At 62.5% G+C, this 25,806-nt stretch carries 21 protein-coding genes, 1 pseudogene and 1 other annotated feature; of the genes and pseudogenes, 15 read left to right on the top strand and 7 right to left on the bottom strand.

Annotated features, from left to right (window positions below; genetic code table 11):
- From PCJ49_RS00110 to PCJ49_RS00100, 3 genes are read left to right on the top strand one after another with little or no spacing between them, the layout of a single operon-like run.
- A complete protein-coding gene (locus PCJ49_RS00110) occupies window positions 1-1,386 on the top strand; it encodes a BCD family MFS transporter (RefSeq protein ID WP_269909154.1) in 1,386 nt (461 codons plus the stop codon).
- Between the two features lie 3 nt (window positions 1,387-1,389).
- Window positions 1,390-2,604: a geranylgeranyl diphosphate reductase gene (locus PCJ49_RS00105; protein WP_269909153.1), complete on the top strand. Its 1,215-nt coding sequence runs from the start codon at window positions 1,390-1,392 to the stop codon at window positions 2,602-2,604.
- The gene (locus PCJ49_RS00100; protein ID WP_089290138.1) at window positions 2,588-2,887 is read left to right on the top strand and encodes a hypothetical protein; all 300 of its coding nucleotides are present in this window, start codon (window positions 2,588-2,590) and stop codon (window positions 2,885-2,887) included. The genes PCJ49_RS00105 and PCJ49_RS00100 overlap by 17 nt, the downstream gene beginning before the upstream one ends.
- Here the strand turns inward: PCJ49_RS00100 and PCJ49_RS00095 are convergent.
- On the bottom strand, window positions 2,854-3,300 hold the full coding sequence (locus PCJ49_RS00095) for a TspO/MBR family protein (protein WP_089290139.1): 447 nt from the start codon (window positions 3,298-3,300) through the stop codon (window positions 2,854-2,856). The two genes, PCJ49_RS00100 and PCJ49_RS00095, sit on opposite strands and share 34 nt — an antisense overlap.
- Before the next feature lie 80 nt (window positions 3,301-3,380).
- On the opposite strand from PCJ49_RS00095, the gene PCJ49_RS00090 reads away from it, so the two are divergent.
- From PCJ49_RS00090 to PCJ49_RS00075, 4 genes and pseudogenes are all read left to right on the top strand, one after another.
- Window positions 3,381-3,848 (top strand): cytochrome c family protein, encoded by a 468-nt coding sequence (locus PCJ49_RS00090; protein ID WP_269909152.1) that lies wholly within the window; start codon window positions 3,381-3,383, stop codon window positions 3,846-3,848.
- A 180-nt stretch (window positions 3,849-4,028) separates the two neighbouring features.
- Window positions 4,029-5,936 (top strand): 1-deoxy-D-xylulose-5-phosphate synthase, encoded by a 1,908-nt coding sequence (locus tag PCJ49_RS00085; protein WP_269909151.1) that lies wholly within the window; start codon window positions 4,029-4,031, stop codon window positions 5,934-5,936.
- Window positions 5,937-6,286: 350 nt separating this feature from the next.
- Window positions 6,287-6,982 (top strand): cobalamin B12-binding domain-containing protein, encoded by a 696-nt coding sequence (locus tag PCJ49_RS00080; RefSeq protein ID WP_269909150.1) that lies wholly within the window; start codon window positions 6,287-6,289, stop codon window positions 6,980-6,982.
- 216 nt (window positions 6,983-7,198) lie between these two features.
- Window positions 7,199-8,336, top strand: a pseudogene (locus tag PCJ49_RS00075) (IS3 family transposase).
- Window positions 7,365-7,481 (top strand) — a sequence feature (AL1L pseudoknot). It overlaps the preceding pseudogene by 117 nt.
- A gap of 141 nt (window positions 8,337-8,477) precedes the next feature.
- On the opposite strand, the gene PCJ49_RS00070 reads toward PCJ49_RS00075, so the two are convergent.
- From PCJ49_RS00070 to PCJ49_RS00045, 6 genes are all read right to left on the bottom strand, one after another.
- On the bottom strand, window positions 8,478-9,749 hold the full coding sequence (locus PCJ49_RS00070; RefSeq protein WP_269909149.1) for a cytochrome P450: 1,272 nt from the start codon (window positions 9,747-9,749) through the stop codon (window positions 8,478-8,480).
- A gap of 79 nt (window positions 9,750-9,828) precedes the next feature.
- Window positions 9,829-10,590, bottom strand: a complete 762-nt coding sequence (locus tag PCJ49_RS00065) for an SDR family NAD(P)-dependent oxidoreductase (RefSeq protein ID WP_269909148.1) — start codon at window positions 10,588-10,590, stop codon at window positions 9,829-9,831.
- Window positions 10,591-10,610: 20 nt separating this feature from the next.
- The gene (locus PCJ49_RS00060) at window positions 10,611-12,692 is read right to left on the bottom strand and encodes a 3-hydroxyacyl-CoA dehydrogenase NAD-binding domain-containing protein (protein ID WP_269909147.1); all 2,082 of its coding nucleotides are present in this window, start codon (window positions 12,690-12,692) and stop codon (window positions 10,611-10,613) included.
- A gap of 38 nt (window positions 12,693-12,730) precedes the next feature.
- Window positions 12,731-13,963, bottom strand: coding sequence for an acetyl-CoA C-acetyltransferase (locus PCJ49_RS00055; protein WP_269909146.1), 1,233 nt, complete (start codon window positions 13,961-13,963; stop codon window positions 12,731-12,733).
- A gap of 83 nt (window positions 13,964-14,046) precedes the next feature.
- A complete protein-coding gene (locus PCJ49_RS00050) occupies window positions 14,047-15,189 on the bottom strand; it encodes an acyl-CoA dehydrogenase family protein (protein ID WP_269909145.1) in 1,143 nt (380 codons plus the stop codon).
- A gap of 107 nt (window positions 15,190-15,296) precedes the next feature.
- Window positions 15,297-16,184 carry a crotonase/enoyl-CoA hydratase family protein gene (locus PCJ49_RS00045; RefSeq protein ID WP_269909144.1) on the bottom strand — a complete coding sequence of 296 codons (888 nt, stop codon included), beginning with the start codon at window positions 16,182-16,184 and terminating at the stop codon, window positions 15,297-15,299.
- A 325-nt stretch (window positions 16,185-16,509) separates the two neighbouring features.
- Here PCJ49_RS00045 and PCJ49_RS00040 point away from each other — a divergent pair, with 325 nt between their 5' ends.
- From PCJ49_RS00040 to PCJ49_RS00005, 8 genes are all read left to right on the top strand, one after another.
- Window positions 16,510-18,801, top strand: a complete 2,292-nt coding sequence (locus PCJ49_RS00040; protein ID WP_269909143.1) for a TonB-dependent receptor — start codon at window positions 16,510-16,512, stop codon at window positions 18,799-18,801.
- Window positions 18,802-18,967: 166 nt separating this feature from the next.
- Entirely contained in the window at window positions 18,968-19,564 is a 597-nt protein-coding gene (locus tag PCJ49_RS00035) for a hypothetical protein (protein WP_269909142.1), read from the top strand.
- A gap of 68 nt (window positions 19,565-19,632) precedes the next feature.
- Entirely contained in the window at window positions 19,633-20,736 is a 1,104-nt protein-coding gene (locus PCJ49_RS00030) for an NAD(P)-dependent alcohol dehydrogenase (protein WP_269909141.1), read from the top strand.
- 33 nt (window positions 20,737-20,769) lie between these two features.
- Window positions 20,770-21,534 carry an SDR family NAD(P)-dependent oxidoreductase gene (locus PCJ49_RS00025; RefSeq protein ID WP_269909140.1) on the top strand — a complete coding sequence of 255 codons (765 nt, stop codon included), beginning with the start codon at window positions 20,770-20,772 and terminating at the stop codon, window positions 21,532-21,534.
- Window positions 21,531-22,706, top strand: coding sequence for an acyl-CoA dehydrogenase family protein (locus PCJ49_RS00020; RefSeq protein ID WP_269909139.1), 1,176 nt, complete (start codon window positions 21,531-21,533; stop codon window positions 22,704-22,706). Before PCJ49_RS00025 ends, PCJ49_RS00020 begins: the two co-directional genes overlap by 4 nt.
- Window positions 22,703-23,770 (top strand): phosphotransferase, encoded by a 1,068-nt coding sequence (locus PCJ49_RS00015; protein WP_269909138.1) that lies wholly within the window; start codon window positions 22,703-22,705, stop codon window positions 23,768-23,770. The genes PCJ49_RS00020 and PCJ49_RS00015 overlap by 4 nt, the downstream gene beginning before the upstream one ends.
- Window positions 23,767-24,555 (top strand): enoyl-CoA hydratase-related protein, encoded by a 789-nt coding sequence (locus tag PCJ49_RS00010; protein WP_269909137.1) that lies wholly within the window; start codon window positions 23,767-23,769, stop codon window positions 24,553-24,555. Before PCJ49_RS00015 ends, PCJ49_RS00010 begins: the two co-directional genes overlap by 4 nt.
- 2 nt (window positions 24,556-24,557) lie before the next feature.
- A complete protein-coding gene (locus tag PCJ49_RS00005; protein WP_269909136.1) occupies window positions 24,558-25,535 on the top strand; it encodes a nitronate monooxygenase family protein in 978 nt (325 codons plus the stop codon).
- The last annotated feature ends 271 nt before the right edge of the window (window positions 25,536-25,806 follow it).

Genomic DNA, 25,806 nt, shown 5'->3' with positions numbered 1-25,806 from the left:
ATGAGCATGAGCGCGCCGGCCCTGTCGCCCGACAGGGCCTCCCCGCGGCTTGGGTTCCGGCCGGGGCTTGGCTGGCTGGATATCCTGCGCCTGGGTCTGGTGCAGGCCGCACTGGGCGCCATCGTGGTCCTGACCAATTCCACCTTGAACCGGGTGATGATTGTTGAATTGGGGCTGGCCGCCATCATCCCCGGCCTGCTGGTGGGGGTGCATTATGCGGTGCAGATCACCCGCCCGCTCTGGGGGCACCGGTCGGACACGGGCGGATCGCGCACGCGCTGGATTCTCATCGGCATGGCATTGCTGGCACTGTCCGGCACCATGGCATCGGCCAGCACCCTGTTTTTCGCGCAGAGTCCGGCGCTGGGGCTGATCGTCGCCTTCATCGCCTATATTCTGATCGGTATCGGCATCGGGGCCAGCGGCACCTCCCTGTTGGCGCTGCTGGCCCTGCGCACGCCGCCGGAACGGCGCGCCACGGCCGCGACAATCACCTGGATGATGATGATCCTGGGGATCATCATCACCTCGATTGTCACCGGTATTGCCCTGGAACCCTATTCCCACCTGCGGCTGGTGCAGGTGACGGCGGCAACCGGGGCGGTTGCCTTCTGCCTCACCGGGCTGGCCGTATTGGGTATTGAGCGTAAGCCGGCCCTCTCCGCCCCCCAGGCGGCAGCGGGCACAACTGCCCGCTTCAGTGACAGTTTGCGCGAGGTCTGGCACGATGGGGAGGCACGCCTGTTCACCCTGTTCATCGCCATGTCGATGCTGGCCTATTCCACCCAGGATTTGATCCTGGAGCCCTTTGCCGGGCTGCTGTTCGGCCTGTCGCCCGGCCAATCCACCCAATTATCCGGGATGCAACATGCGGGCGTCTTCGCCGGCATGGCGGTGGTGGGGCTGGGCGGGCTGATCCTCGGCCCCAAGGTGCCCAGCCTGTCGCGGGTTTTCATCATCGCCGGCTGCGTGGGGTCCGCCGCCGCGCTGACGCTGCTCTGTCTGGCGGCTTCCCTGGCACCCGATTGGCCGCTGGCCGTGAATATCTTCGGGCTGGGCTTTGCCAATGGCATGTTCGCAGTGGCCGCCATCGGCACCATGATGGCGCTGGCGGCCCAGGGGCGGACGGGCAATGCCGGGATGCGCATGGGCGTCTGGGGGGCAGCGCAGGCCATCGCCTTCGGGCTGGGCGGGCTGCTGGGCAGCATCGGCCTGGATATCGGCCGACAGCTGACCGGTGCCGATGGCAGCGCCTTTGCCCTGGTTTTCGCGCTGGAAGCCGTGCTGTTCCTGCTTTCCGCTGCCGTGGCCCTGCGCATCGGGCGCACGGCCAGGCTATCGCGCCCGCCGGCACCCCGCCCCCACAGCCTGCAGCCGGCGGAGTGATCCATGGCGGAAACCAGCAAGCTTTATGATGTGGCGGTGATCGGCGGCGGCCCCAGCGGGGCCATGGCCGCCGAATGGCTGGTCGAAAAAGGCTATCAGGTGCTGCTGGTCGACCCCGGCAACCGGATCAAACCCTGCGGCGGGGCCATTCCATCGCGGACCTTGCGGGATTTCGCCATCCCGGAAGAGTTGCTGGTGGCCCGCGTGGCGGCCGCCCGCATCATCGCCCCTTCCGGCCGCACGGTGGAGATGCGGATCGGCGATATCGGCTTTGTCGGCATGGTGGATCGGGCCAGCTTCGACCCTTATCTGCGCCAGCGGGCGGCACAGGCCGGCGCCTGCCTGTTCACCGGTAAGCTGACCGCCCTGGAAGAGGCGGCCGACCGGACATTGCGGCTGACCCTTGCCGCCAATGACGGCACCAGCAGCACACAGCAGGCCCGTCTGGTGATTGGCGCGGATGGTGCCAATTCCACCGTGCGCCGACTGATGTTCCCGGCCCGTCAGCGCCCACCCTATGTCTTTGCCTGTCATGATGTGATTGAAAGCCCGGCGACAGAAGAAGGTGCTGCCTTCACCCCGGATCGTTGTGATGTGATCTATGATGGCCGCATTTCCCCGGATTTCTATGGCTGGGTCTTTCCGCATGGCAGGCTCACCTCCGTCGGCTGCGGGTCTGGCGTTAAGGGCCATGATCTGCGCAGGGCGACGGCGGATTTGCGTCAGGCCGCCGGCCTGAGCGGTTGCCGGCTGGTGCGCCGGGAAGGCGCGCCGTTGCCCCTGGAACCGATGCGGCGCTGGGACAATGGGCGCAATGTGCTGCTGACCGGCGATGCCGCCGGCACCGTGGCACCGGCCTCCGGCGAAGGCATCCATTATGCCATGCTCTGCGGCCGGCTCTGCGCCCAGGCGGTGCATCAATGCCTGGAAACCGGCAAACCATCCGCCTTGCGTCAGGCCCGCCGCAGCTTCATGCGGGACCATGGCCGGGTGTTCTTCATCCTTGGCCTTTTGCAGGCCGTCTGGTACCGCAATGATCGGTTCCGGGAGAAATTCGTCGCCATGTGCGCCGACCCCGACGTGCAGCGCCTGACCTGGGAATCCTACCTCAACAAGGCTTTGGTGCGGCGTGATCCGCTGGCCCATCTGCGCGTCTTCTTCAAGGATCTCCGGGCCTTGCTCGGCATTCCGGCAGGTGGGCATGGCCCTGTTGCTTGACGGGTTGGCCAATGGCTGGATCAGCCTGTTCGCCATCCTGGTCCTGTGGGTGGAGACAGCGGCCCTTTCGCTGCTCTCCCCACAGCGATGGCGGCGCTTCCGCGCGCTCTGCCCCAATGCCCTTTCCGGTACCTGCCTTCTTTGCGCCCTGGGGCTGGCCCTGCGCGGTCAGGGCCCTATATGGATTTTGGCCCTGCTGGCGGCGTCGCTGGTCGCCCACGCGGCCGACATCCTGATGCGCCGCCAGGATCAGGGCCGGCTGTTCAGCCGAAGCACCGAATAATTAAGGAAACCCGCTGTGGTAACCCACACAAGATAAGGGAGGAAAAGCAGCGCCGCCAAGTCGGAAACCGGCCAGGCTGTAACGATGAAACCCAGGATCGACAGCCAGAGCAGGGCGATATCGCCCAACGCCAGCCGCATCCGGCGCAGGCCGAAAAACATCCAGGACCACAGGGCATTCACCACAATCTGAAGGCCCCAGAACAGGATGGGCAGCGACCAGCCGGCCAGGCTCCAGACAAGCCAGCCGGCATAGGCGATGGCGGCATAAAGCAACGTCCACACCACCGGAAAGGCCCATTTCGGCGGGGTCCAGGCCGGTTTCTGCAAGCTTTCATACCAGTCGCCGGGCTTGAAAATGGCGCCGCTGGACGCGGCAACGATAACAATCAGAATGAAGGCAAAAGCCGCCATAGCAGGATCCTTTGACGGGACGGGCGTTTACGACAGTAAACCAACCGTGACAGTACGCAACGATCTGATCGCCCCACCGGATGGCAGCGGCCCGGGCAAATGATCATCCAGAAGGCAACCGCGTTCCAGAGACGCATATTCGCTACGGGAGATCGCTTATGTCGAAGTTTCTCGCATTTGCCTGCGGCTTGGCACTGGTGCTGATGCCAAGTATCGCCCCCGCCCAGGAGGGAGATGCCGCCGCCGGCAAGCTTGTGTTCAACAAATGCATGGCCTGCCACAATGTTGAAAATGACAAGCCCAAGGTGGGCCCATCGCTGATGGGGTTGTTCGGCCGGCAACCGGGAACGGTCAGCGGCTTCACCTATTCCAAAGCCATGGTGGATTTCGGCGCCGGAAAAACCTGGGATGAGGCGCTGCTGAAATCCTATCTTCCCAACCCCAAGAATCTGGTCAATGGCACGAAAATGGCCTTTCCCGGCCTGAAGACAGATAAGGAGATCGCCGACGTGATCGCCTATCTGAAGCAGTTCAGCCCCGGGAAATAGTACCGAGGGAAATAGCAAATTCGCCGTCAAGTGTAAATAAAAGTTTACACCTGCGACAAGTTGCCGGAAGATGGTCCCTGTCACGCCCTGCCGTACAGGCCCCGGGCGTTCATGCAAAAAATGACGGCAGGGACCACCTGCCGGCGCAGGGTGGTTGCACCCGGCGCGGGAGGGTACGCAATGCGCCAATTACCCCCAGCATCCAGGACACCGCTGCTTGATGGCATCCACGATCCGTCTGACCTGCGCCGATTGTCGGACGGTGAATTGTTGAGTCTCGCGGATGAGGTGAGAGCGGAAACCATCGGCGTTGTCGCCGAAACCGGTGGCCATCTCGGCTCCAGCCTTGGCGTGGTTGAACTCACCTTGGCCATCCATGCCATCTTCGATACGCCGCATGACAGGCTGATCTGGGATGTGGGGCACCAATGCTATCCGCACAAGCTGTTGACCGGCCGGCGCGAGGCGATGCGGGCTTTAAGGAAAAAGGGCGGTGCCTCGGGCTTTACCCGCCGCAGCGAAAGCATCCATGATCCGTTCGGGGCGGCACATTCCTCCACCTCCATCTCCGCCGGGCTCGGCTTTGCCGTGGCGCGCGATCTGGGGGCGGCGGTCGGGGATGTTGTCTGCGTCATCGGCGATGGTGCGCTGTCCGCCGGCATGGCGTTTGAGGCGATCAACAATGCTGGCGCCCTGGGCCGCCGGCTCTTTGTCATCCTCAACGACAATGCCATGTCGATTTCACCGCCCACCGGGGCCCTGGCCGCCCATCTGGAGCGGCTGGCCGAACCCGTTCGGGCCGGTGCGGAAACGGGCCCTGGCGGTAATGCCACGATGACCAGCCTGTTCGAGCAGATGGGTTTTGCCTATCATGGCCCCGTGGATGGCCATGATCTGCCGGGCCTGCTGCGGATTCTGCGCCAGTTGAAGGAAGGGGCAGACGGCCCCGTGCTGCTGCATACCATCACCCGCAAGGGTGCCGGCTATGTCCATGCCGAACAGGCAGCTGACCGGCTGCATGGCGTTGCCCCGTTCGATATTGACACAGGTGTGCAGACAAAGCCGCGCAGCACCGCCCCCAGCTATACCAAGGTCTTCGCCACGGCGCTGGTGGCCGAGGCGGCGCGCGACCCCAGCATCGTGGCCATCACCGCCGCCATGGCGGCAGGCACCGGGCTGGATATCTTCGCCCGCAGCTTTCCCGACCGGGCCTTTGATGTCGGCATTGCCGAACAACATGCTGTCACCTTCGCGGCCGGTCTGGCCGCCAGCGGGCTGCGCCCTTTCTGCGCCATTTATTCCACCTTTCTGCAGCGCGCCTATGACCAGATCGTCCATGATGTGGCGCTGCAGGGCCTGCCGGTGCGCTTTGCCATCGACCGGGCCGGGCTGGTCGGTGCCGATGGGCCGACCCATGCCGGCGCTTTCGATATCGGATACCTTGCAAACCTTCCCGGTTTCACCGTGATGGCCGCCAGCGACGAGGCGGAGCTGGTGCATATGGTTGCCACCGCCGCCGCGCATGACCGGGGACCCATCGCCTTCCGCTATCCACGCGGGGACGGTTCTGGTGTGGCCCTGCCGGCACGCGGGACGGTTCTGCCGATTGGCCGGGGGCGGGTGGTGGAAAATGGTTCAACTGTCGCCCTGCTCTCCTTCGGGACGCGTCTTGGCCAGTGCTTGGCCGCGCGTCAGGCGCTAGCCGCCCAGGGTATCTCCGTCACCGTGGCGGATGCACGCTTTGCCAAGCCCCTGGATAAGGCATTGATCGATGATCTGATCTCCCGGCACCGGCTGCTGGTCACCATTGAAGAGGGGGCAACCGGCGGCTTCGGCGCGCTGGTGCTGCATTATCTGGCCGCGCGGGGCATGTTGGATGGGCGTTGCGCGGTGCGGACCATGACGCTGCCCGACAGCTTCATCGCCCATGCCGCACCGGAGCAGATGTATGCAGAGGCGCGGTTGAATGCCGCGCATATTGAACGGCTTGTCATGGGCGCCCTGTCCCATGCCCAACGGCGCCGCCTGTCGCCCAGGCGGCGCCCGCTTGGCCCCGATCCGACCCCGCGCACCATCGCGGCGGAGTGACCTGTCACGGAGAATCAATGATAAATATCAATTTGATGATGAAAAAAATTGCAGAAATGCAGGGATGCAGTAAACTTTGCCGATGAGGAAGGCGAACTTCCCAGGCTGATCACCCGGGGGGGGACATGGCCGACAAGGATGATAACGGGACCGGCGGATCACCAAGCCCGGTGCGTCCCAGCCAATCAGCACAATCAAAGTCAGCCGGGGGTGAGCCCCAGCTCAGCCGCCATGATCACCGCACGCTGGAGCGGGCGATAAGGGGCTCTGTTTCCAGTATTGTCAGCGCCAGCCACCCGGATCACCCCCCCCTGCCCAACGGACACGGGCCGGGGGTTGACGGGGATCTGATGCTGCACCCGGAATCCCATCCGATGGCGCGCCAGATGCCGGGGGCAGAACAGGCCATGGCTTATCGGACCAGCCTGCTGGACTGTTTGATCGCCCCCGATCCCCGCCGACACCGCCGCTTCATCGAAGAGCTGCTTGCCGCCGCCATCCCCGTGCGGACGCTGGCGGTACATTTATTTACACCGGTGGCAACGGCACTGGGCCATCGCTGGTGTACCGACGAAGCGGATTTCATGCAGATCGCCGTCGCCTCCACCCGGCTCAGCATGATCGTTAACCATGTTTCCCATGCTGCCACCGCAGCGGCAGAGGAGGCAGACGCCCCGCGGCGTATCCTGCTTGCCCGCACCCATGGGGCCCAGCACACGATTGGCGTTTCCATTGTGGCATCCTGCTTTCGTGACATGGGCTGGGTGGTCGATGGCGGCAGCGATCTGGAGATTGGTGAGGATATTTATACGCGCCTTGCCGAGAAGCCGTACGATCTGCTGGGGATTTCCGTCAGCCGCGTGGATGAGGTGCGGGACTGTTCGGAGGTGATCCGGCGCGTGCAGGCCAGCCCCCGGATCCGGCGGATGAAAATCGCCCTTGGCGGCCCGGCCGTTATCGCCTCACCAAAGGCGTTCCACCGTATCGGTGCCGATTTTGTCACCCGATCGACGCTTGACGTCATGCAGCTGGCAAGCCACGTCTGATCGCAAGTGGGTGCGCGGGCCGGCGGTCGCCGGCCTCCAAAGGTCATATCCCATGCCCCTTGGTATTAACCGTCATTCCCGCGAAGGCTGGAAACTATACAACAGCGCGGATTTCTGAGTACTGCCTTTGCGGGAATGACGATGGGAAAAGGGCAAGGTTTCGAAAATCAGGATAACTTTCCGGACAGAAACTGAAAGGGCTTGGCTGCCTCAGCCATGATCGGCTGTTTGGCCCACACGGCACAAACGAATGGGTCAGATGAGCCGAGGTTGAAAGCGGCAGCCATGCCGGTATTCTGCTGAATGTGCTGGAGAAGCTGAAGGCGCAGGAGCGGGAGATCCGGGAACTACGCCAGGCGAATGAAATCCTGCGCAAGGCGTCGGCATATTTCGCGATGGCGGAGCTCGACCGCCGACTGAAATGATGCTGGGTTTTGTTGATGCCCACCGCCAGGAATACGGGGTCGAGCCGATTTGCGACGTTTTGCCAATCGCCCCGTCGACTGTGCGTCTGCATGCGGCTCGCAAGGCTGATCCGGCCAAACTGTCGGCGCGCGCACAGCGCGATATCGGCCTTAAGGCCGATATCCGGCGGGTGTTCGATTAAGAATTTCCAGGTCTATGGGGTGCGCAAAGTCTGGCGGCAGTTTCAGCGCGAAGGCATCCAGGTGGCACGCTGCACGGTCGCGCGGCTGATGCGGGAGATGGGCCTGCGGGGTGCCATCCGCGGCAAGCCGGTGAAAACTACCATTGCCGACAAGGCCTTACCCTGTCCGCTGGACCGGGTGAACCGGCAGTTTCGGGCTGACCGGCCCGATCAGCTGTGGCTTTCCGATTTCACCTATGTGTCCACCTGGAGCGGGTTCGTCTATGTGGCTTTCATCATCGACGCCTTTGCCCGGCGGATCGTCGGCTGGCGGGTGTCCCGCACGGCTGACGCCGGCTTTGTCATGGATGCCCTGGAACAGGCCCTGCATCAGCGCCGCCCGGCGCTTCCGTTTGGCCATCCCAACCTCCTATCAAAGGGCTGTTGCGACGACCGGTTGAGACCGCCCAATATTTGTCCAATCGATACACCGAGCGGCTGGGCCTGGCCGGCATCGAACCGTCGGTCGGCAGTGTCGGCGATTCATACGACAATGCCTTGGCCGAGACCGTCAACGGCCTCTACAAGGCGGAGGTCATCCACAGGCGGGGACCGTGGAAATCCTTTGAAGCCGTGGAATACGCAACCCTCGAATGGGTCGACTGGTTCAACAACCGCCGCCTGCTCGAGCCCATCGGAAATATCCCGCCCGCAGAGGCCGAACAACGCTATCATGACACTGTGAGCGCTCAGAAATTGGCGGCGTGACTCACGAACCTTTGCCGCCGACAATCCCGGCGCGGTTCAGTTCCCTCAAACGCCGGCAGTGACAACATGACCATCGGTCAAGAATTTTGACCGATGGTCATGCTGCGGCTGTCAGGTGCTGCCAAAGGCGTCTGACAAAGGCTAGACGGCGGCTCGGGCCACCGTGTAGCGGATGGGCAGATGCTTCACGCCGCTGACAAAGCTGCTTTCCATATGGCGTACCGGCCCCGCCAGTTCGACATGGTCGACACGACGCACCAGCTCCCGGAAAAACAGTTCAATTTCCATGCGCGCCAGAAACTGCCCCAGGCAGATATGCGGGCCATACCCAAAGGCCAGATGACGATTGCTGTTGGGACGATCAATGACGAAGGCGTGTGGATCCTCGAACACCTCCGCGTCACGGCAGGCCGCGTCATAGGATAAGAAGATGTTTTCACCCGCCGTAATCTTGTGGCCGCGGATTTCAACATCTTCCGTGGTGGTCCGCATGAAATGTTTGACGGGCGCCGTGTAGCGGATCGCCTCGTTCGGCAAGGCCGCGCACAGGTCGGGATTTGCCTTCAGCCGCGCCCATTGGTCGGGGAACTCGGCAAGGGCCTGCATCCCGCCCGCGATGGAGGAACTGGTCGTGTCATGACCGGCCGTCGCCACGAGGATATAATATGAAATCCGGTCCAGTGGCGACAGTTCCTGACCGTCAAGGGTAGCATGGGCAATCAGGGTGGACACATCTTCGCGCGGGTTAGCGCGACGGTCAGCCGTCACCGCCTCAAAATAGGCAGCGAAGGAGCTGATCACCTGCGCCACCGCCTCCGGCTCCGCGCTCAATGCCACTTCGGGGTCCTGCATCGCAAAAAGCTGCTGTGTCATCTTCAGCAACTGTGGCTCGTCCTCCGGTGGCAGTCCGAGGATCGTAGTCGCGACGCGAAGCGGGTACCAGAAAGCAATATCTTCACCAAAATCACATGTGCCGCCCATCGCCACCATACGATCCACAAATTCCCGCGCCAGGTCGGCGATCCGGGCCTGCATGGTTTTCAGGTTCTTCGGCATGAACCAGTTCTGTGTCAGCGCCCGCAAAGCCCGATGCTTCTCTCCGTCCAGCTGCGGCAGAGAGGTGACGCCGTTGGGTGTGCCCAGCACGCGCAAGTTGGCCTGTTCAACATCGATAGGGATTAGCACATTGCGGGGGGCCGCAAGGAACTTCTCAGGAGCCGCTTCAATCGCCCGGATATCATCGAACTTGGAGACCACCCAGAAGGGACGGTAACCATCGGGGTGAACACGCACCACGGGATGGTTGGTCTGCAGCCAGGAATGAAAGGCCCGCAGCTTCTTCTCTTGCCCGTAAAGCTGTGCGTCGGCGACCATTTCTGGTACGAACTGCATATCTTCTTGTGCTACTGACATTTCGTTCCTCCTCATGGCCGTCAGATCGACGCGCCAATATATTAATTAAATGATTACCTGTCACCCACGCCACGCCCCCCTATCGGGGGTATTGCGCGTCATCGACCTTGATGCAGGTGCCGGTTACATAGGCAGAGGCGTCAGACAGCAGATAGAGCAGCGTGCTATCCAACCCGCTGGGCTCCCCTAGGCGACGACGGGGAAAATGCCGGGTGATGTCCCCCATGCGCTGCAGCATGCCGTCCATCATTTCCGAGGCGAAGGCACCGGGGGCGATGGCGTTTACATTGATATTGGCGACCGCCAATTCCACCGCCAGCGCCTCTGTCATCCGCACAAGGGCGCTTTTGGTGACGGCGTAAAGTGCCATGCCGGGCATCGGGCAATGATAGGCGGCCATGGATGCGATATTGACAATCCGACCGGGTCGCTTGGACGCCATCAACCGCCGCGCCACCTCCGCTGACAACAGGAAGGGAGCGCGGACATTAACCGACATGACGTGATCGAAATGATCTGCCTGCATCTTGGTGGCAAGCTTGGCGTCCGGCACACCGGCATTGTTGACCAGAAAATCCACCGGACCCAAGGCCGTCTCAGCCTTCGTGACGGCATCGGCAAAGTCTTCAACGCGCGAGACGTCCAAGGGAATGGCTACGGCCGTTCCTCCCTGGGCCGTGATTTCAGCCACAATCGCATCCATGCGATCCCGGCGGCGGGCCATCAACGCCACCCGCACGCCGTGGCCCGCCAGCACTTGGGCAAAGCGCAGCCCCAAACCGGAGGTGGCCCCCGTAACCAGGGCGACCTTGCCCCGCAAACCGTCCGCCCCATCCACCATGGTCCGGCTCCTCCCTGGTATCAGGCCCCGAACTTATGCAGTTTCAGGCCCTTGGCGGCAAAATCGCGCAACAGGCTGTCCGGGGCGTAGGTGTCCCCATAACTGGCCCGCAGCTTCTCCAATCCTGCGACAATCCGGTCCAGCCCGATCGTGTCGGCCCAGAACAGGGGGCCGCCGGTGAAGACCGGCCAGCCATAGCCATAGATCAGGGCGATATCGACATCGCTGCCCCGGAACGCGATCCCTTCGCGCAGGATCCGCGCCCCTTCATTGATGACGGGATAGAGCAGGTGTTCCAGAATTTCATCGTCGCTATAGGGCCGGCGCTCAATTCCCGCCTTGGTGGCCAGATGTTCAATGGCTTCCATGGTAAAGGCGGATGGCTGGGCCCGTCGCTTGTCATCATAATCGTAATAGCCGCGCCCGCGCTTCTGGCCCCAGTGCCCGGCCTCGCACAGCAATTCCTGCAAGGTTGCCGACCGGCTGGTCTCGGCATTCCAGCCGATGACATCAAGCCCGACCAGATCCATCATGGCAAATGGCCCCATGGGGAAGCCGTAATCCGTCATGACCCGGTCGATCTCCCACGGCAGCGGGCCGCGCAGGGTCAGGTCGCTGGCGATGGCCGTGCGCGGGGCCATCATGCGGTTGGCGATGAAGCCGTCGCAGACGCCCGACACCACGGTGACCTTGCCGATCACGCGCCCAACCTGCAGCGCCGTCGCCAGCACCTGCGGACTGGTCATCCGTCCGCGCACCACCTCCAGCAAACGCATGACATTGGCAGGCGAGAAGAAATGCAGGCCTATCACCTGCTGTGGTCGCGCCGTCACGGCCGCAATGGCATCCAAATCCAGGAAGGAGGTGTTCGAGGCTAGGATGGCGTGCGGCGCGGCAATTCCGTCGAGCGTCGCAAAAATCTGCTTTTTAAGGTCAATATTTTCAAACACCGCCTCGATCACCAGATCGCAACCGGCCAGCGCCTGCATATCCAGCGTGGGCGTGAGAAGCGCCATCCGGCGCTCCATCTCCGTTTCGCTCAAGCGGCCCTTGGCAACGGTGTTGGCATAGTTGCGGCGGATCGTGTCGATACCGCGGTCCAGCGATTCCTGCGCGCGCTCTACAATGGTGACGGGCAGCCCGCTATTTAGAAAATTCATGGCGATGCCGCCACCCATGGTGCCCGCACCGATGACGCCGATGCGGCTGATCGGAAGGGGCTTGGCATCGGTGGGCAGGTCCGGGATCTTGCCCACACCGCGCTCCGCAAAAAAGGCGTATCGCTGCGCGGCGGACTGCGTCGAGCCCAGCAGTTCCAAAAACAACTCCCATTCCCGCTTTATCCCCTGCTCAAAAGGCAGGGTCACCGCGGCTTCCACGGCGCGGATGATGTTTTCGGGTGCCTTGAATCCGCGGAAGGCACGGGCATTGGCGGCCCGGAATCGGTCAAACAGACCGGGATCGTTACGCCCTTCCTTCAGTGCGTCCTCCCGGTCCCGCACACGCGGCAGCGGCTTGCCCGCTGCAATCACCTGGCGCAGATAGGCGAGCGCGCCTGCATGTAGCCCCCCTTCATCGACCAACGCGTCAATGAGGCCCAGCTCAAACGCCTTGCGGGCTGAAAGCGGTTTGCCAAACACCATGATATCCAATGCAGCAGCCGGCCCAACAACGCGCGGCAAGCGCTGGGTACCACCGGCGCCGGGCAGCAGGCCCAGCGCCACCTCTGGCAGCCCGACCTTGGCCGAGGGCACGGCCACCCGATAATTGCAGGTCAATGCCACTTCCAACCCGCCGCCCAGGGCGGTGCCATGGATGGCGGCCACGACGGGCTTGTTGGAACCTTCGATCACGGCCTGGACGGCGTGCAGGTCCGGCTGCTGGAACCCTTTGCCCAGTTCGGTGATATCGGCACCGGCGAAGAAAGTCTTGCCCGCACAGGCCAGGATAATCCCCTTTATCCCGTCATCGGCCAGCGCCGCCGTGAATGTCTCGACCAACCCCAACCGTACCGGGGCAGAAAGCGCATTGACCGGGGGGGCGTTGATGATGATGGTGGCGATACCGTCCGCAACGGACAGGGTGGCAATCTGTGTAGCCATGCTGTTGAACCTTTGGCAATCGATTGGGGTGAAACGGATCAGATCCGTTCAATAATCATCGCGGGGGCCATGCCACCGGCGGCACACAGCGTCACGAGACCCGTCGTCAAATCACGCCGTTCCAGCTCGTCCAGCAGGGTGCCCAGGATCATGGCCCCGGTGCCGCCGATGGGATGGCCCAGCGCCATGGCCCCGCCATTGACATTAACGATGGCCGGATCAATGCCCAGATCGCGCATGAACTTCAGGGGAACGGCGGCAAAAGCTTCATTAATTTCAAACAGGTCGATATCGCCGACCTGCATCCCGGCCTGCGCCAGTGCCTTGCGCGCCGCCGGGACGGGGGCGTTCAACATCAGTGTCGGGCTATCGCCACAGGTCGCCATGGCCCGGATACGCGCCCGCGGCGTCAGCCCATGCGCACGGGCATAATCGGGCGAGGCGAGTACCAGGGCCCCGGCCCCATCGACCACACCCGAACTGTTGCCCGCCGTGTGTATATGGTTGATACGGATATCGGGGAAGGCCTGACGCACCAACCGGGCATAGGTGGTCCCTTCCTCGTCCAACGCAAAATCAACCAGACGCTCAAACGCCGGCTTCAGCGCGGCCAACGCGTCTGCTGTTGTCTCCGGCCGTGGATATTCCTCCCGGTCCAGCGCCAGCCGTCCATCATCATGATGGACGGGGATCAGGCTGCGGGCGAACCGCCCCTCCTGGATGGCCTGATGCGCGCGGCGCTGGCTTTCCAGAGCCAGGGCATCGACATCGTCGCGGGTGAACCCCTCCAGCGTGGCGACCAGATCGGCACAGACACCCTGGTGGGGCTGTGGTACGCGGGCGCGCAGCGCCAGATTGCCGCTATCGAGGATCGGCTGAAGACCGGGGATGGTGGTCGAATGCGACATCGCCTCCACCCCACCGGCCACAACCAGATGCTGGATACCCGCTTTGATGCCCATGGCGGCCAAGCTGACCGCCGACAGGCCGGACCCGCAGAAACGGTCAATGCTGACGCCGGGAGCGCGCTGGTCGTAGCCGGCATCCAGCGCCGCCATGCGGGCGATGCAGTTGCCCTGCTTGGCAAACTGGGTACCGCAGCCAGCAATCACATCATCGACGTCACCGGTATCAAGCCCGTTACGCTCAGCCAGTGCCTTCAGCACAGTGGACAAAAGCCGCTGCGGATGAATGTCGGTCAGCGCACCCTTGCCAACCTTGCCAATGCCGCGTGGGGTGCGGGCTGCATCAATGATCCATGCCTCGGTCATGGGAACCCTCTCATCTGTCGCCGGTGCCATCCAGGGCCGTCCGGGTCATTTTCTGGTTTTCGTCGGGAACTTCGTTCAGCCGCTTACAGGGAGCGGGCGATCACTTCCTTCATGATTTCCGACGTGCCGCCGTAGATGCGTTGGACACGCGCATCGCGCCACAGGCGGGCGATGGGATATTCGTTCATGTAGCCGGCCCCGCCATGCAGTTGCAGCGAGGCATCGGCCACTTCCCACAACAATTCTGTATGGAACAGCTTGGCAGCCGACGCCTCTGCCGTGGTCAGCTTGCCCGCGATATGGCGCTGCAAGGCCCAATCAAGATGAGCCCAGCCCGCCTGCACCTTGGCTTTCAAGCTTCCCAGGGTGAAGCGGGTATTCTGAAAGTCAAACACGGTCTTGCCAAAGGCCGGACGGTCCTTTGTGAATGAGATCGCCTCATCCAGCGCACGCTGGGCCGATGATTGTGCGCTGATAGCGATGCTGAGCCGTTCCTGCGGCAACTGGTTCATCAAATAGGCGAAGCCCCTGCCCTCTTCACCAAGCAGGTTGGTACAGGGCACGCGGACATCAGCGAAAAACAGCTCGGAAGTATCGGCCGATTTCTGCCCGATTTTGTCAAGGTTGCGGCCCCGACTGAAGCCGGGGCGGCTGGCCTCGACAAGGATCAGGGAAACGCCCTTTGCCCCGGCTTCCGGGTTGGTTTTGGCCACCACGATGATTAAATCGGCAAGCTGGCCGTTGGTAATGTAGGTCTTGGCCCCGTTGACAACATACTCATCCCCCTGACGCCGTGCCGTGGCCCGGATGGATTGCAGGTCAGACCCGGTGCTGGGCTCCGTCATCGCAATTGCTGTGACCACCTCCCCGCTGACCATGCGGGGCAGCCAATGCTGCTTCTGCGCTTCCGTCCCATAATGCAGGATATAATCGGCGACGATGTCAGATTGCAGCGGCAAGCCCGCGGCCGAGATGGCATAGGCCAGTTCCTCACCAATGACGGCATTGAAGCGAAAATCCAGACCCAGCCCGCCATATTCTTCCGGGATGGTCGGGCAAAGCAAACCCGCCTCACCGGCAGCGCGCCAGAAATCACGGTCGACTACCCCCTGTTCTTCCCAGCGGTCAAGATAAGGGACCAGTGCCCGGCTGAAGAACTTCCGTACCTGATCCCGGAATATCTCATGTTCCTCGCCATAGGCTGTGCGGGTTGTGGTATCCAACATTAAATGCTCCATGATTTCAGCTCCCACACCAGGGCGATGTCAAAACAGTGAGAGCGCGCGGGGGTGACTGTGGACGGCGCGTGCCAACGGCCAACCGGCCTCTGTGGTCACTCGTAGGAAAGCTCTTCCCACCAAGGGAAGAAATCGGGCATGTCGCGCGAGACCTTGTCGGGGAAGCTGGCGGGCCGCTTTTCCAAGAAGGAGGCCACGCCCTCGGCTGCATCACCGCTGCGTCCGCGCGACAAGATCGCACGGCTGTCAATGCGATGGGCCTGCATCGGGTCGGTATAGCCCAGGCCCCGCCACATCATCTGCCGGATCATGGCCACCGATACCGGAGCAGAATGCGCCGTCAATTGATGGGCAAGCGCATGGGCCGTCGGCAGCAGATCGGCGGCGGGAACAACCTGACGGACAAGTCCCGCCGACAGTGCTTCTTCCGCCGGCACCAGATGCCCGCTATAGCACCATTCCAACGCCTGGGAGATGCCGACAAGACGCGGCAGGAAATAGGCCGATGCCGCCTCCGGCACAATGCCGCGTCGGGCAAAGACGAAGCCGAAGCGGGCTTCTTCGGCCGCCAGGAGCACATCTGCGGGCAACAGCATCGTGGCCCCGATCCCGACCGCTGCCCCGTTGAAGGCACCGATCACTGGTTTCAGACAGCGGTAGACACGAAGGCTGACCAGCCCCCCCATGTCGCGGGCCGACGGCCGGGCATAATCCAGGCTGCCATCAGCCCTGACAGGTGAATCGTCACGGCCGGCAAAATCGAAGGTGGACGTGCCGCCCTCAAGATCTGCGCCAGCACAGAAGGCGCGCCCTGCGCCGGTGACGATTACCGCGCGTACCGTGTCATTGACATCGACATGATCAAACGCGTCCACCAGTTCATGCGCCATTTTCGGATTATAGGCATTCATCCGATCTGGTCGGTTCAATGTGATGGTCGCGATGGAATCCGTAACATCGTAACGGATCGTCTCATAGTTCATGGCTCAGCTCACCTGGACGTAAGGGGCAGGCGCAAAATGGGAAGGCACCAGACTGCACCCAATCTGGTAGTTGATCAATTGATTAATTTGCAGCCCCTGTCAATGGATGATCCACCGGGATCAGACATAACTGACCGCACCCCACCTGGCTCTTTAATCTCCAAGCTCACCGTCACCTCATGGCGCTTCCCGGACCAGACCGCCCACCCAGAAGGCGCCCAGAATCATTTCAGCACCCAAAGAGGGCGCTTGCGGTTAAGTAATCAGTCAGCTAATTTACCCCCGAAGACGGCATCAAGCCGCATCAACCCCAGGGAGCGCCCGAATGCGAAAGATTGCCATCCTGCTTGGAAGCACCGCGATGCTGCTGACGCCGACCATTGGCGCTCAGGCCAACACCGCCACCCAGGAAAACGTCCTGGACGAAATTATCGTCACCGCGCAGCGGCGGGCGGAGCGGCTGCAGGATGTGCCAGTGGCCATCACGGCTGCCTCGGTCGAACAGCTTGAACTGGCCCGAGTTGAGAATATCGCGAACATCTCGACGATCTCCCCCAGCGTTCAATTCACCAACGGTAACATCTCCAGCTCCTCCGCCAATATCCAGATCCGCGGCCTGGGCACCACCGGTGTCAGCCGCAGCTTTGAAGGGGCCGTCGGTGTGTTCATCGATGGGGTCTATCGGAGCCGTGCCGGCGCCGCCCTGCAAAGCTTCAACGATATCGACAGTTTGCAAATTCTCCGCGGCCCGCAGGGGACGCTGTTTGGCAAGAACACCTCCGCTGGTGCCGTGCTTTTGACCTCCGCTGCTCCCAGCACAGGCGGGACAGAGGGGCGGGCTGAAGCCACCTATGGAAATTACAACACATACAACGTCAAGGCTGCCGTCAACATCCCGGTTTCTGAGGACAGCGCAATTCGCGTCTCCGGCCTTTATTCGCATAAGGATGGTTTCTACAAGGATGTGAATACGGGAAAACACGTCAACAACGACGAAACCAAAGCCATCAAGGCCCAATATTTGGTCGACGCTAGTGAGAGCGTACAGATCCGTTTGATCGCCGATTATTTGGAAAGCAGCGGTAACTGCTGTTACGGTACGTCCAACTATGTCGATGGGCCGACACAGCCGCTCATTGATGCACTGACGGTGGCAAAGGGCCTCAAACTTCCGTCCAAGCGACCGAAGGATTTTGAAGTCGCACAAAACTTTGTCACTGATCAGACAACCAAGGATTATGGCGGTGCCCTGTTGACCGATATCAATATCGGTGACGACGTGCTGAAATCTGTAACGGCGATCCGCAAGTTCAGTGTGGCACAATTCAACGATGATGCTGATTTCAGCGGTGCCGATCTGTTCAAAATGGACGAGAGTTTCAAAAGCCGCTTCATATCCCAGGAATTCACCTATAACGGCACGCTGGACAGCCTGAACGGCAATTATGTCGTCGGTGCCTATTATGCCCATGAAAAGCTGGCGATGGACCGGGTCGGCACCTGGACCACGCAAGCCCAGGTCTACTGGGATACGCTGCTGGCGACGCAAGGCCTGCCGGCCGGCACGGTCAGTGCCAAGGGCAAGGTGCATCATGATGGCTTGAGCGGTAGTTCTGAATCAATCGCCGGCTTCTCACATTTCGATTTTAAGGTCGGGGATAATTGGAACCTGATTGCCGGTGCCCGTTATTCAATTGAGAAAAAGAAGGGCCGCTTTGCCTATCGGTTTTATACGGCGACACCCAATGAGGTGATGACGGTTTTGGGCGTACAGCCGGGCCCTGCCTACGATCGTGAACTGACCAACAGGGCATTGAGCGGTACGCTGGGTGTTCAATATCACCCGTCAGAGACCAGCATGGTCTATCTCACCTATAATCGCGGTTTCAAATCAGGCGGTGTGAATATCGACGCCAATGCCGGTGGTACGGCCCTGAACAACCCGACCGTCACTCCTGGCGCCAAGCCGCTGGACCCCGCTTTCCGTCCGGAAAAGGTGGACGCATTCGAACTGGGGACCAAGATCGAGTATATGGACCGCCGCGCCCGCACTAATATCGCGTTGTTTCACAATGAAGTGAAGGATCTGCAGGTGGCCCAGTTTGTCGGTCTGCAATTCACGGTGCTGAATGCAAGATCGGCCAAAACCCAGGGCGTGGAAGTTGAAAACCTGTTTCAGCTTTCCGACAGTGTGACATTGGGTCTGGATGGAACCTGGCTGCCCAAGGCTGCCTTTGGTACGGACAGCAGCATCGACCCGGTTCTGTCCGGCCATCGTTTCCGCTATGCTCCGAAATTTACCGGCAATGCATCCCTGCTTCTGGACCAGCCAATCAGTGATAGCCTGAATCTGATCGGCAGGCTTCAATATCAGTATTCTGGTCCCCAATATCTGAACACCGCTTCGCTGACCAAGCAGGGAGCCGTGGAGATAGTGAATGCCAATCTTGGTGTGAAATCGAGCGATGGCCGTTGGGAAATCGGCTTCTGGGCGTTAAATGTTTTCAATGAGATCTATGGGACCTACGGATTTAACACGCCTTTCCAGAACGGTGACCAGAATTATTATCTCGCCCCGCCCCGTACCTTTGGCGTAACGGCGCGGACCAACTTCTAAGATGTCGCGGCTTCGGCCTATTGGAGGCCAGAGCCGCATTGCCGGGGTCTTCGGCCTGATCCGGCAAGCATCGGCCGATTGGGACGGGAGGGACCCCGTCCGAACCTTCGGCTGAACATCAGGACGTTATCCCCGCCCTACCTGCAACGCCTTCCAAAGGAAACCGATGATGAAGTTGAACCCGATCCTCCTAACCCTGGCCGCCGACAATGCCCTGAAACGGCTGGAGAATCCACGTCATCGGGCCATTGTTGCCAATTACCGGCTTCATGCGATGCTGGAAGTGGCGGGCCGCTGGCCGGAGATTTTCGTGCCCGAACTGACGGTGGAAGACCCGTTTTATCGGGTTTCATCCCCCGTCGGGGTGCTTGAGCTGCGTGGAACGGAGCAGGTTCAGAGCTTCTATAAGGGGCTGGAACATGCGGCAACCACCGTCATGCTCCTGGAGCATGAGGAACTGGTCGTTGACGATTGGGGCTTTGCCTCAGAAGCGCTCTATCACACCTTCATGTCGGGGGAGAGTGCAATAGCGCGGGGCTTGCCCGATGCCGATCCCACGAAGAAATATATCGAGCATCGCTGGATCTGCATGGTCTGGCCCTATGACGATAAGGCACGGATGATTGGCGAAAGAGTCTATCCTGCTCATACCGCCAGCTTCACCGAATGTCCGGAAGAGGATTTCCTGACCCTGGACGATGTTCGCCGGTCCTTTGATCCGCTGATCGCAGAAGCCCAGGCCGCACTGCGCCGCCCGGCCTAAACCCAATATCAGCCGATAAGAAACGGTACGGGCGGCGGGTTTGGCCGCCGAAAGGACGGAGCCGAAAGATGGACATCCAAGCCGCCGTAACGCGCAGCCCGCAAGCCGATTTTACCATTGAACCGGTACAGATGGCGCCGCCGCGCGACCATGAGGTTGTGGTACGCATCGCCGGTGTCGGCCTGTGCCATACCGATCTGGTGGCCCGTGACCAGTTCATTCCGATCCCGCTGCCGGCTGTGCTGGGGCATGAGGGGGCGGGCGTGGTGGAGGCGGTGGGAGCCGCCGTCACCAAGGTCAAACCGGGCGATACTGTCGTTCTGGGGTTCAACAGCTGCGGCACCTGCGCGCGTTGCCGGGATAATCTGCCCTCTTACTGCCGCGACTTCCCGGTGCTGAACTATCCAGGGGCGCGGCCGGATGGCAGCAGCGGGCTGAGCCAGGATGGAAACCGCATTTCTGGCCATTTCTTCGGCCAGTCCAGCTTCGCCAGCCACGCGCTGGCCCATGAACGCAATGTCGTCAAGGTGGATGCATCCGGGCTGGACCTGTCGATCCTGGGCCCCCTGGGTTGTGGCTTTCAGACGGGAGCCGGCGGGGTCATGCGCTCGCTGGCCTGCCATCCGGGCAGCAGCATCGCCATTTTCGGCGGCGGCCCTGTGGGGCTGGCGGCCGTCATGGGGGCCGTCATCCAGAATTGCGCCACCATCATCCTGGTCGAACCGGTCGCCGCCCGGCGCCAGATGGCACTGGAGCTGGGGGCGACGCATGTCATCGATCCCGCCGCCGGCGATGTTACCGCCGCCATCCGCGCCATCGTCCCGGACGGTATTGATTATGGTTTCGAAACAAGTGGTCGGGAGGAGGTGGTGGCCGCCGCCCTGGCGGCCCTGGGCAGCCATGGTCTGTTGGGGCTGGTGGGCGTGCCGCCGCGCCCGGACAGCACCCTGCCCATCAACCTGGCTGCGTTCATCACCTATGGCCACCGCATTGTCGGCATCATCGAGGGGGACAGCGATCCCGACCGTTTCATTCCCGAATTGATCGCCCTGCACCGTCAGGGCCGTTTCCCCTTTGACCGGCTGATCCGGACCTTCCCGCTGGCGCAGATCAATCAGGCGGTCGCTACCCAGCATCAGGGCGGCTGCATCAAGGCGGTTCTGCTGCCCTGACGCCGCCTCGGCATCTTTCGAGGAACCATCATCATGCAGATCAATGGACAGGCCGCCATCGTCACGGGTGGCGCCTCAGGTCTGGGCGGAGCCACCGCCGCACGGCTGGCCCGCGCCGGGGCCAGGGTCACCATCTTCGACCTGAACGCCGATTTGGGGACTGCCCATGCCGCCGCCATCGGCGGGCATTTCATCAAGGTCGATGTCACCGACGAAGCAGCGGTGGAGGCGGCACTGGCCGAGGCCGAGGGGCTGCATGGCAAGGCCCGCATCCTGGTCAATTGTGCCGGCATCGGCCCGCCGGCCAAGGTGATCGGCCGCGACGGCAAGGCCATCCCCCTGGCCGATTTCACGAAAATCGTGAATATCAACCTGAATGGCAGTTTCAACGTCCTGTCCAAGTTTGCGGCCCGCCTGCATGACGCCGACACGGTGGGACCGGAAGAACGCGGCGTCATCATCAATACCGCGTCGGTCGCCGCCTATGACGGCCAGATCGGTCAGGCCGCCTATGCGGCATCCAAGGGCGCCATCGTCGGCATGACCCTGCCGATTGCGCGCGAATTCGCCCGCTATGGCATCCGCGTCATGACCATTGCCCCCGGCATCTTCTGGACCCCGCTGCTGGCCACGCTGCCGGCGGACGCACAGGCATCGCTGGGCAAACAGGTGCCTTTCCCCTCCCGCCTGGGTCAGCCGGACGAATATGCGCAACTGGTGGAAAGCATCGTCAGCAACCCGATGCTGAACGGCGAGACCATCCGCCTGGACGGCGCCATCCGGATGGCCCCGAAATGAGCGGCGTCGGCATGGAGAAAACGCTGGAAATCGCCGCGCGAGTGGAACGGTTCGTCCGCGATGTGGTGGTCCCCTATGAGAAGGACCCCAGGCGTGACCATCACGACTGCCCCACCGAAGAACTGGTGGCGGACCTGAAGGACAAGGCGCGGGCGGCCGGTGTGCTGACCCCGCATATCCTGCCCGACGGCAGCCACCTGTCACAGCGGGAAACCGCCATCGTGCTGGCCCGCACGGGCCTGTCGCCGCTGGGACCGCTGGCCTGCAACACGGCCGCCCCGGACGAGGGCAACATGTATCTGCTGGGCAAAGTGGGCAGCCCGGAGATCAAGAAACGGTTCCTGGAGCCGTTGATCCAGGGTCGGGCGCGTTCCGCCTTCTTCATGACCGAACCGGCGGAAGATGACGGGGCCGGCTCCGACCCGTCGATGATGCGCACCACCTGCCGGCCTGATGGCAATCATTGGGTCATTGATGGGCGCAAGGCCTTCATCACCGGGGCCCAGGGGGCACAGATCGGCATCGTCATGGCCAAGGCCGAGCAGGGTGCCTGCATGTTCCTGGTCGACCTGCCCGACCCCGCGATCCGCATCGAGCGTGTGCCCAACACCATCGACAGTTCCATGCCCGGCGGCCATGCCGTGGTGCGTATCGAAGGCCTGCGCGTGCCCGCCGACCAGATGCTGGGCCATCCCGGTGAGGGCTTCACCCTGGCGCAGATCCGCCTCTCACCCGCCCGCCTGTCCCATTGTATGCGTTGGCTGGGTGCCTGCATCCGCGCCAATGAAATCGCCACCGACTATGCCAACCGCCGCCACGCCTTCGGCAAGCTGCTGATCGAGCATGAAGGCGTGGGCTTCCAACTGGCCGACAATCTGATCGACCTGAAACAGGCCGAACTGATGATCGACTGGTGCGCCGGCGTGCTGGACACGGGCTCCCTGGGGGTCGCCGAAAGCTCCATGGCCAAGGTCGCCGTATCGGAGGCGCTGATGCGCGTGGCCGATCGCTGCGTGCAGGTGATGGGCGGGTCAGGCCTCACCGGCGACAGCATCGTGGAACAGGTGTTCCGCGAAATCCGCGCCTTCCGCATCTATGACGGCCCGACGGAGGTGCATAAATGGAGCCTGGCCAAGAAGGTCCGCCGCGACTGGAAGGCGGGGCAATCATGAACGCGCTGGGGCAGGATGCCAATGCCGGCACCACGGCAGTGCGGGAGGGCCTGCGCTTCGATGAGCAGGCCCTGGCCGGATGGCTGAGCACGCATGTGGATGGGTTCAAGGGCCCCTTGCGGGTGGAACAGTTCAAGGGCGGGCAATCCAACCCGACCTACAAGCTGGTGACGCCCGGTCGTAGCTATGTCATGCGGCGCAAGCCGCCCGGCCCCCTGCTGAAGGGCGCGCACGCGGTGGAACGGGAGGCGCGCGTGCTGACCGCCCTCGGCCGCGCGGAATTTCCGGTCCCCCATGTGCATGGGCTGTGCACCGATGACGGGATCATCGGCAGTTGGTTCTATGTCATGGAGATGGTGGAAGGCCGCATCTTCTGGGATGCCACCTTCCCCGGTCTGGACCGGGCCGACCGCCCCGCCTATTTCGATGCCATGAATGACACCATGGCCCGGCTGCACCGGCTGGATGCCGATGCGCTGGGGCTGGGTGATTATGGCAAGGCCGGCAACTACTTCGAACGCCAGATCGCCCGCTGGTCGCGCCAGTATCTGGAGGATACCGACGCCGGCCGCGACCCTGACATGGATGCACTGGTCGAAGCCCTGCCCAACCTGATCCCGGCCGGAGAGGAAAGCGCCATCGTCCATGGCGATTTCCGCTGCGACAACATGATCTTCCATCCCACAGAGCCGCACGTGGTGGCCGTGCTGGACTGGGAATTGTCGACCCTGGGCCACCCTTTGGCCGATTTCGCCTATCACGCCATGATGTACCAGATGCCGCCCGACATCGTGGCGGGGCTGGCCGGCGCCGATCTGGCGGCGCTGAACATCCCGGTCGAGGCGGATTATGTGCAGGCCTATTGCCGGCGCACGGGCCGCAGCGACATCCCGTCCTGGGATTTCTATGTGGCGTTCAATTTCTTCCGGCTGGCCGCCATCTTCCACGGCATCAAGGGCCGCGTCGTGCGAGGCACGGCATCATCGGCCCATGCCCGTGAACGCGCCACCAGCTTTCCCCGTCTGGCGTCTCTGGCCCGCCAGTCACTGGAGAAGTGCCGATGACCGACACGCCCTTGCTGTTCACCGTCAACGGGGCCATTGCCACCCTGACCCTGAACCGCCCCGCCGCCGGCAATGCCATCAACCTACCGTTGGCACAGGCGCTGCTGACGGCATCCATCCGTTGCGACCAGGACGAGAGCATCCGCTGCGTCGTGCTGACGGGGGCCGGGCGGCTGTTCTGCGCCGGTGGCGACCTGTCCGCCTTTGCGGCGGCGGGGGATCAGGTGCCGGCCTTCCTCAGCGAGCTGGCGGGCACGCTGCATATGGCCATCAGCCGGTTGCAGCGCATGGCAAAGCCGCTGCTGGTGCTGGTCAATGGCCCGGCGGCGGGCGCGGGCCTGTCGCTGTCGCTGATCGGGGATATCGTCATCGCCGCCCGCTCCGCCCATTTCACCGCCGCCTATGGCAGCGTCGGCCTGTCGCCCGATGGCGGCATGTCCTGGCTGCTGCCCCGGCTGGTGGGGATGCGCCGCGCGCAGCAGATGATCATCGCCAACCAGCGCATATCGGCGCCGGAAGCCGCTTCCATCGGTCTGGTCACCAGCATGGTGGAGGATGCCGATCTGGCCGGCGCCGGCGATGAAGCCGCCCGCACCCTGGCCGCCGCCCCCACGCGGGCGGTTGGTGCCGCCCGCAACCTGCTGCTGGACAGTTTCGATGGGTCGCTGGAGGCCCATCTGGACCGCGAGACCCGCCGCATCGCCGCATCCGGCGCCACCCATGATTGCCGCGAGGGCGTCGCCGCCTATCTCGCGCGCCGCAAACCCGATTTCACAGGAGCTTGACCATGACCATCCGCACCCGGATCACGGAATTGCTGGGGATTGAACATCCCATCGTCCAGGGTGGCATGATGTGGGTGGGCCGGGCCGAACTGGCCGCCGCCGTGTCAAATGCCGGCGGCCTTGGCATTCTGACCGCCCTCACCCAGCCCACACCCGACGATCTGCGCCGCGAGATTGATCGCTGCCGGTCGATGACGGATAAGCCGTTCGGCGTGAACCTGACCATTCTGCCCTCTGTCACCCCGCCACCCTACGCCGAATACCGCAAGGCCATCATCGACAGCGGCATCAAGATTGTGGAGACGGCAGGCCACAAACCGCAGGAACATGTGGAGGATTTCAAAGCCCATGGCGTGAAGGTCCTGCATAAATGCACCGCCGTCCGCCACGCCCTGTCGGCCGAACGCATGGGTGTGGACGCCATTTCCATTGACGGCTTTGAATGTGCCGGCCATCCGGGCGAGGATGATATCCCCGGCCTGATCCTGATCCCCGCCGCCGCCGACAAGGTGAAAATCCCCATGATCGCCAGTGGCGGTTTCGGTGATGGCCGCGGTCTGGCCGCAGCCCTGGCGCTGGGGGCTGACGGCATCAATATGGGTACGCGCTTCTGTGCCACGGTAGAGGCACCCATTCATGAAGCCGTGAAGCAATTCATCGTCGCCAACGATGAACGCGCCACCCGTCTGATTTTCCGCAAATTCCATAATACCGGCCGTGTCGCGCTGAATAGCGTCTCGCAGAAGGTGGTGGAGATCTCCAACCAGCCGGATGCCGTGTTCGACGATATCCGGCCCCTTGTCTCGGGCGCCAAGGGCCGGGTGGCCCTGGAAACTGGCGATCTGGATGCCGGCCTGATCTGGGCCGGCCAGGTCCAGGGCTTGATCCACGATATCCCCACCTGCCAGGACCTGCTGACCCGTATCGTCAGCGAGGCAGAGACGATTATCCGCGGCCGCCTGGGTTCACTGGTGGCCTGAACCGTCAACGACCCTTCAACAAAAAGGCCCGGTCTGCACCGGGCCCCAGACTGCTGACAAACCCCGTCGAAATTCGGCGGGGTTTTGTTTTTGGTGATTTCAGGCGGCGATTGGCGTTTCTGGCGGGCCGATGAGGATGGCGGCGCGGATGAGGCGGCAGATTGCGCGAATGAGGCGTGCAGGGCCTGGATAATTGCCGTCAGGAGCCCGTCTGCGGGCCAGGATGGTGGCGATTTTCTTGATGTTCTGGGCGGCGGCGGCCAGCAGGCAC

Source organism: Niveispirillum sp. BGYR6 (assembly GCF_027568365.1).
GTDB lineage: Bacteria > Pseudomonadota > Alphaproteobacteria > Azospirillales > Azospirillaceae > Niveispirillum.
This window is presented reverse-complemented; position numbering and strand designations above follow the sequence as displayed.

Excerpts from the sequence above, each read along its gene's own strand:
- PCJ49_RS00060 (WP_269909147.1), bottom strand. The coding sequence starts at position 12,692 with ATGGCTACACAGATTGCCACCCTGTCCGTTGCGGACGGTATCGCCACC.
- PCJ49_RS00100 (WP_089290138.1), top strand. The coding sequence starts at position 2,588 with ATGGCCCTGTTGCTTGACGGGTTGGCCAATGGCTGGATCAGCCTGTTC.
- PCJ49_RS00065 (WP_269909148.1), bottom strand. The coding sequence starts at position 10,590 with ATGGTGGATGGGGCGGACGGTTTGCGGGGCAAGGTCGCCCTGGTTACG.
- PCJ49_RS00055 (WP_269909146.1), bottom strand. The coding sequence starts at position 13,963 with ATGACCGAGGCATGGATCATTGATGCAGCCCGCACCCCACGCGGCATT.
- PCJ49_RS00105 (WP_269909153.1), top strand. The coding sequence starts at position 1,390 with ATGGCGGAAACCAGCAAGCTTTATGATGTGGCGGTGATCGGCGGCGGC.
- PCJ49_RS00045 (WP_269909144.1), bottom strand. The coding sequence starts at position 16,184 with ATGAACTATGAGACGATCCGTTACGATGTTACGGATTCCATCGCGACC.
- PCJ49_RS00085 (WP_269909151.1), top strand. The coding sequence starts at position 4,029 with ATGCGCCAATTACCCCCAGCATCCAGGACACCGCTGCTTGATGGCATC.
- PCJ49_RS00095 (WP_089290139.1), bottom strand. The coding sequence starts at position 3,300 with ATGGCGGCTTTTGCCTTCATTCTGATTGTTATCGTTGCCGCGTCCAGC.
- PCJ49_RS00005 (WP_269909136.1), top strand. The coding sequence starts at position 24,558 with ATGACCATCCGCACCCGGATCACGGAATTGCTGGGGATTGAACATCCC.
- PCJ49_RS00040 (WP_269909143.1), top strand. The coding sequence starts at position 16,510 with ATGCGAAAGATTGCCATCCTGCTTGGAAGCACCGCGATGCTGCTGACG.
- PCJ49_RS00035 (WP_269909142.1), top strand. The coding sequence starts at position 18,968 with ATGATGAAGTTGAACCCGATCCTCCTAACCCTGGCCGCCGACAATGCC.
- PCJ49_RS00090 (WP_269909152.1), top strand. The coding sequence starts at position 3,381 with ATGGCAGCGGCCCGGGCAAATGATCATCCAGAAGGCAACCGCGTTCCA.
- PCJ49_RS00020 (WP_269909139.1), top strand. The coding sequence starts at position 21,531 with ATGAGCGGCGTCGGCATGGAGAAAACGCTGGAAATCGCCGCGCGAGTG.
- PCJ49_RS00015 (WP_269909138.1), top strand. The coding sequence starts at position 22,703 with ATGAACGCGCTGGGGCAGGATGCCAATGCCGGCACCACGGCAGTGCGG.
- PCJ49_RS00030 (WP_269909141.1), top strand. The coding sequence starts at position 19,633 with ATGGACATCCAAGCCGCCGTAACGCGCAGCCCGCAAGCCGATTTTACC.
- PCJ49_RS00080 (WP_269909150.1), top strand. The coding sequence starts at position 6,287 with ATGCTGCACCCGGAATCCCATCCGATGGCGCGCCAGATGCCGGGGGCA.
- PCJ49_RS00110 (WP_269909154.1), top strand. The coding sequence starts at position 1 with ATGAGCATGAGCGCGCCGGCCCTGTCGCCCGACAGGGCCTCCCCGCGG.
- PCJ49_RS00050 (WP_269909145.1), bottom strand. The coding sequence starts at position 15,189 with ATGTTGGATACCACAACCCGCACAGCCTATGGCGAGGAACATGAGATA.
- PCJ49_RS00070 (WP_269909149.1), bottom strand. The coding sequence starts at position 9,749 with ATGTCAGTAGCACAAGAAGATATGCAGTTCGTACCAGAAATGGTCGCC.
- PCJ49_RS00010 (WP_269909137.1), top strand. The coding sequence starts at position 23,767 with ATGACCGACACGCCCTTGCTGTTCACCGTCAACGGGGCCATTGCCACC.
- PCJ49_RS00025 (WP_269909140.1), top strand. The coding sequence starts at position 20,770 with ATGCAGATCAATGGACAGGCCGCCATCGTCACGGGTGGCGCCTCAGGT.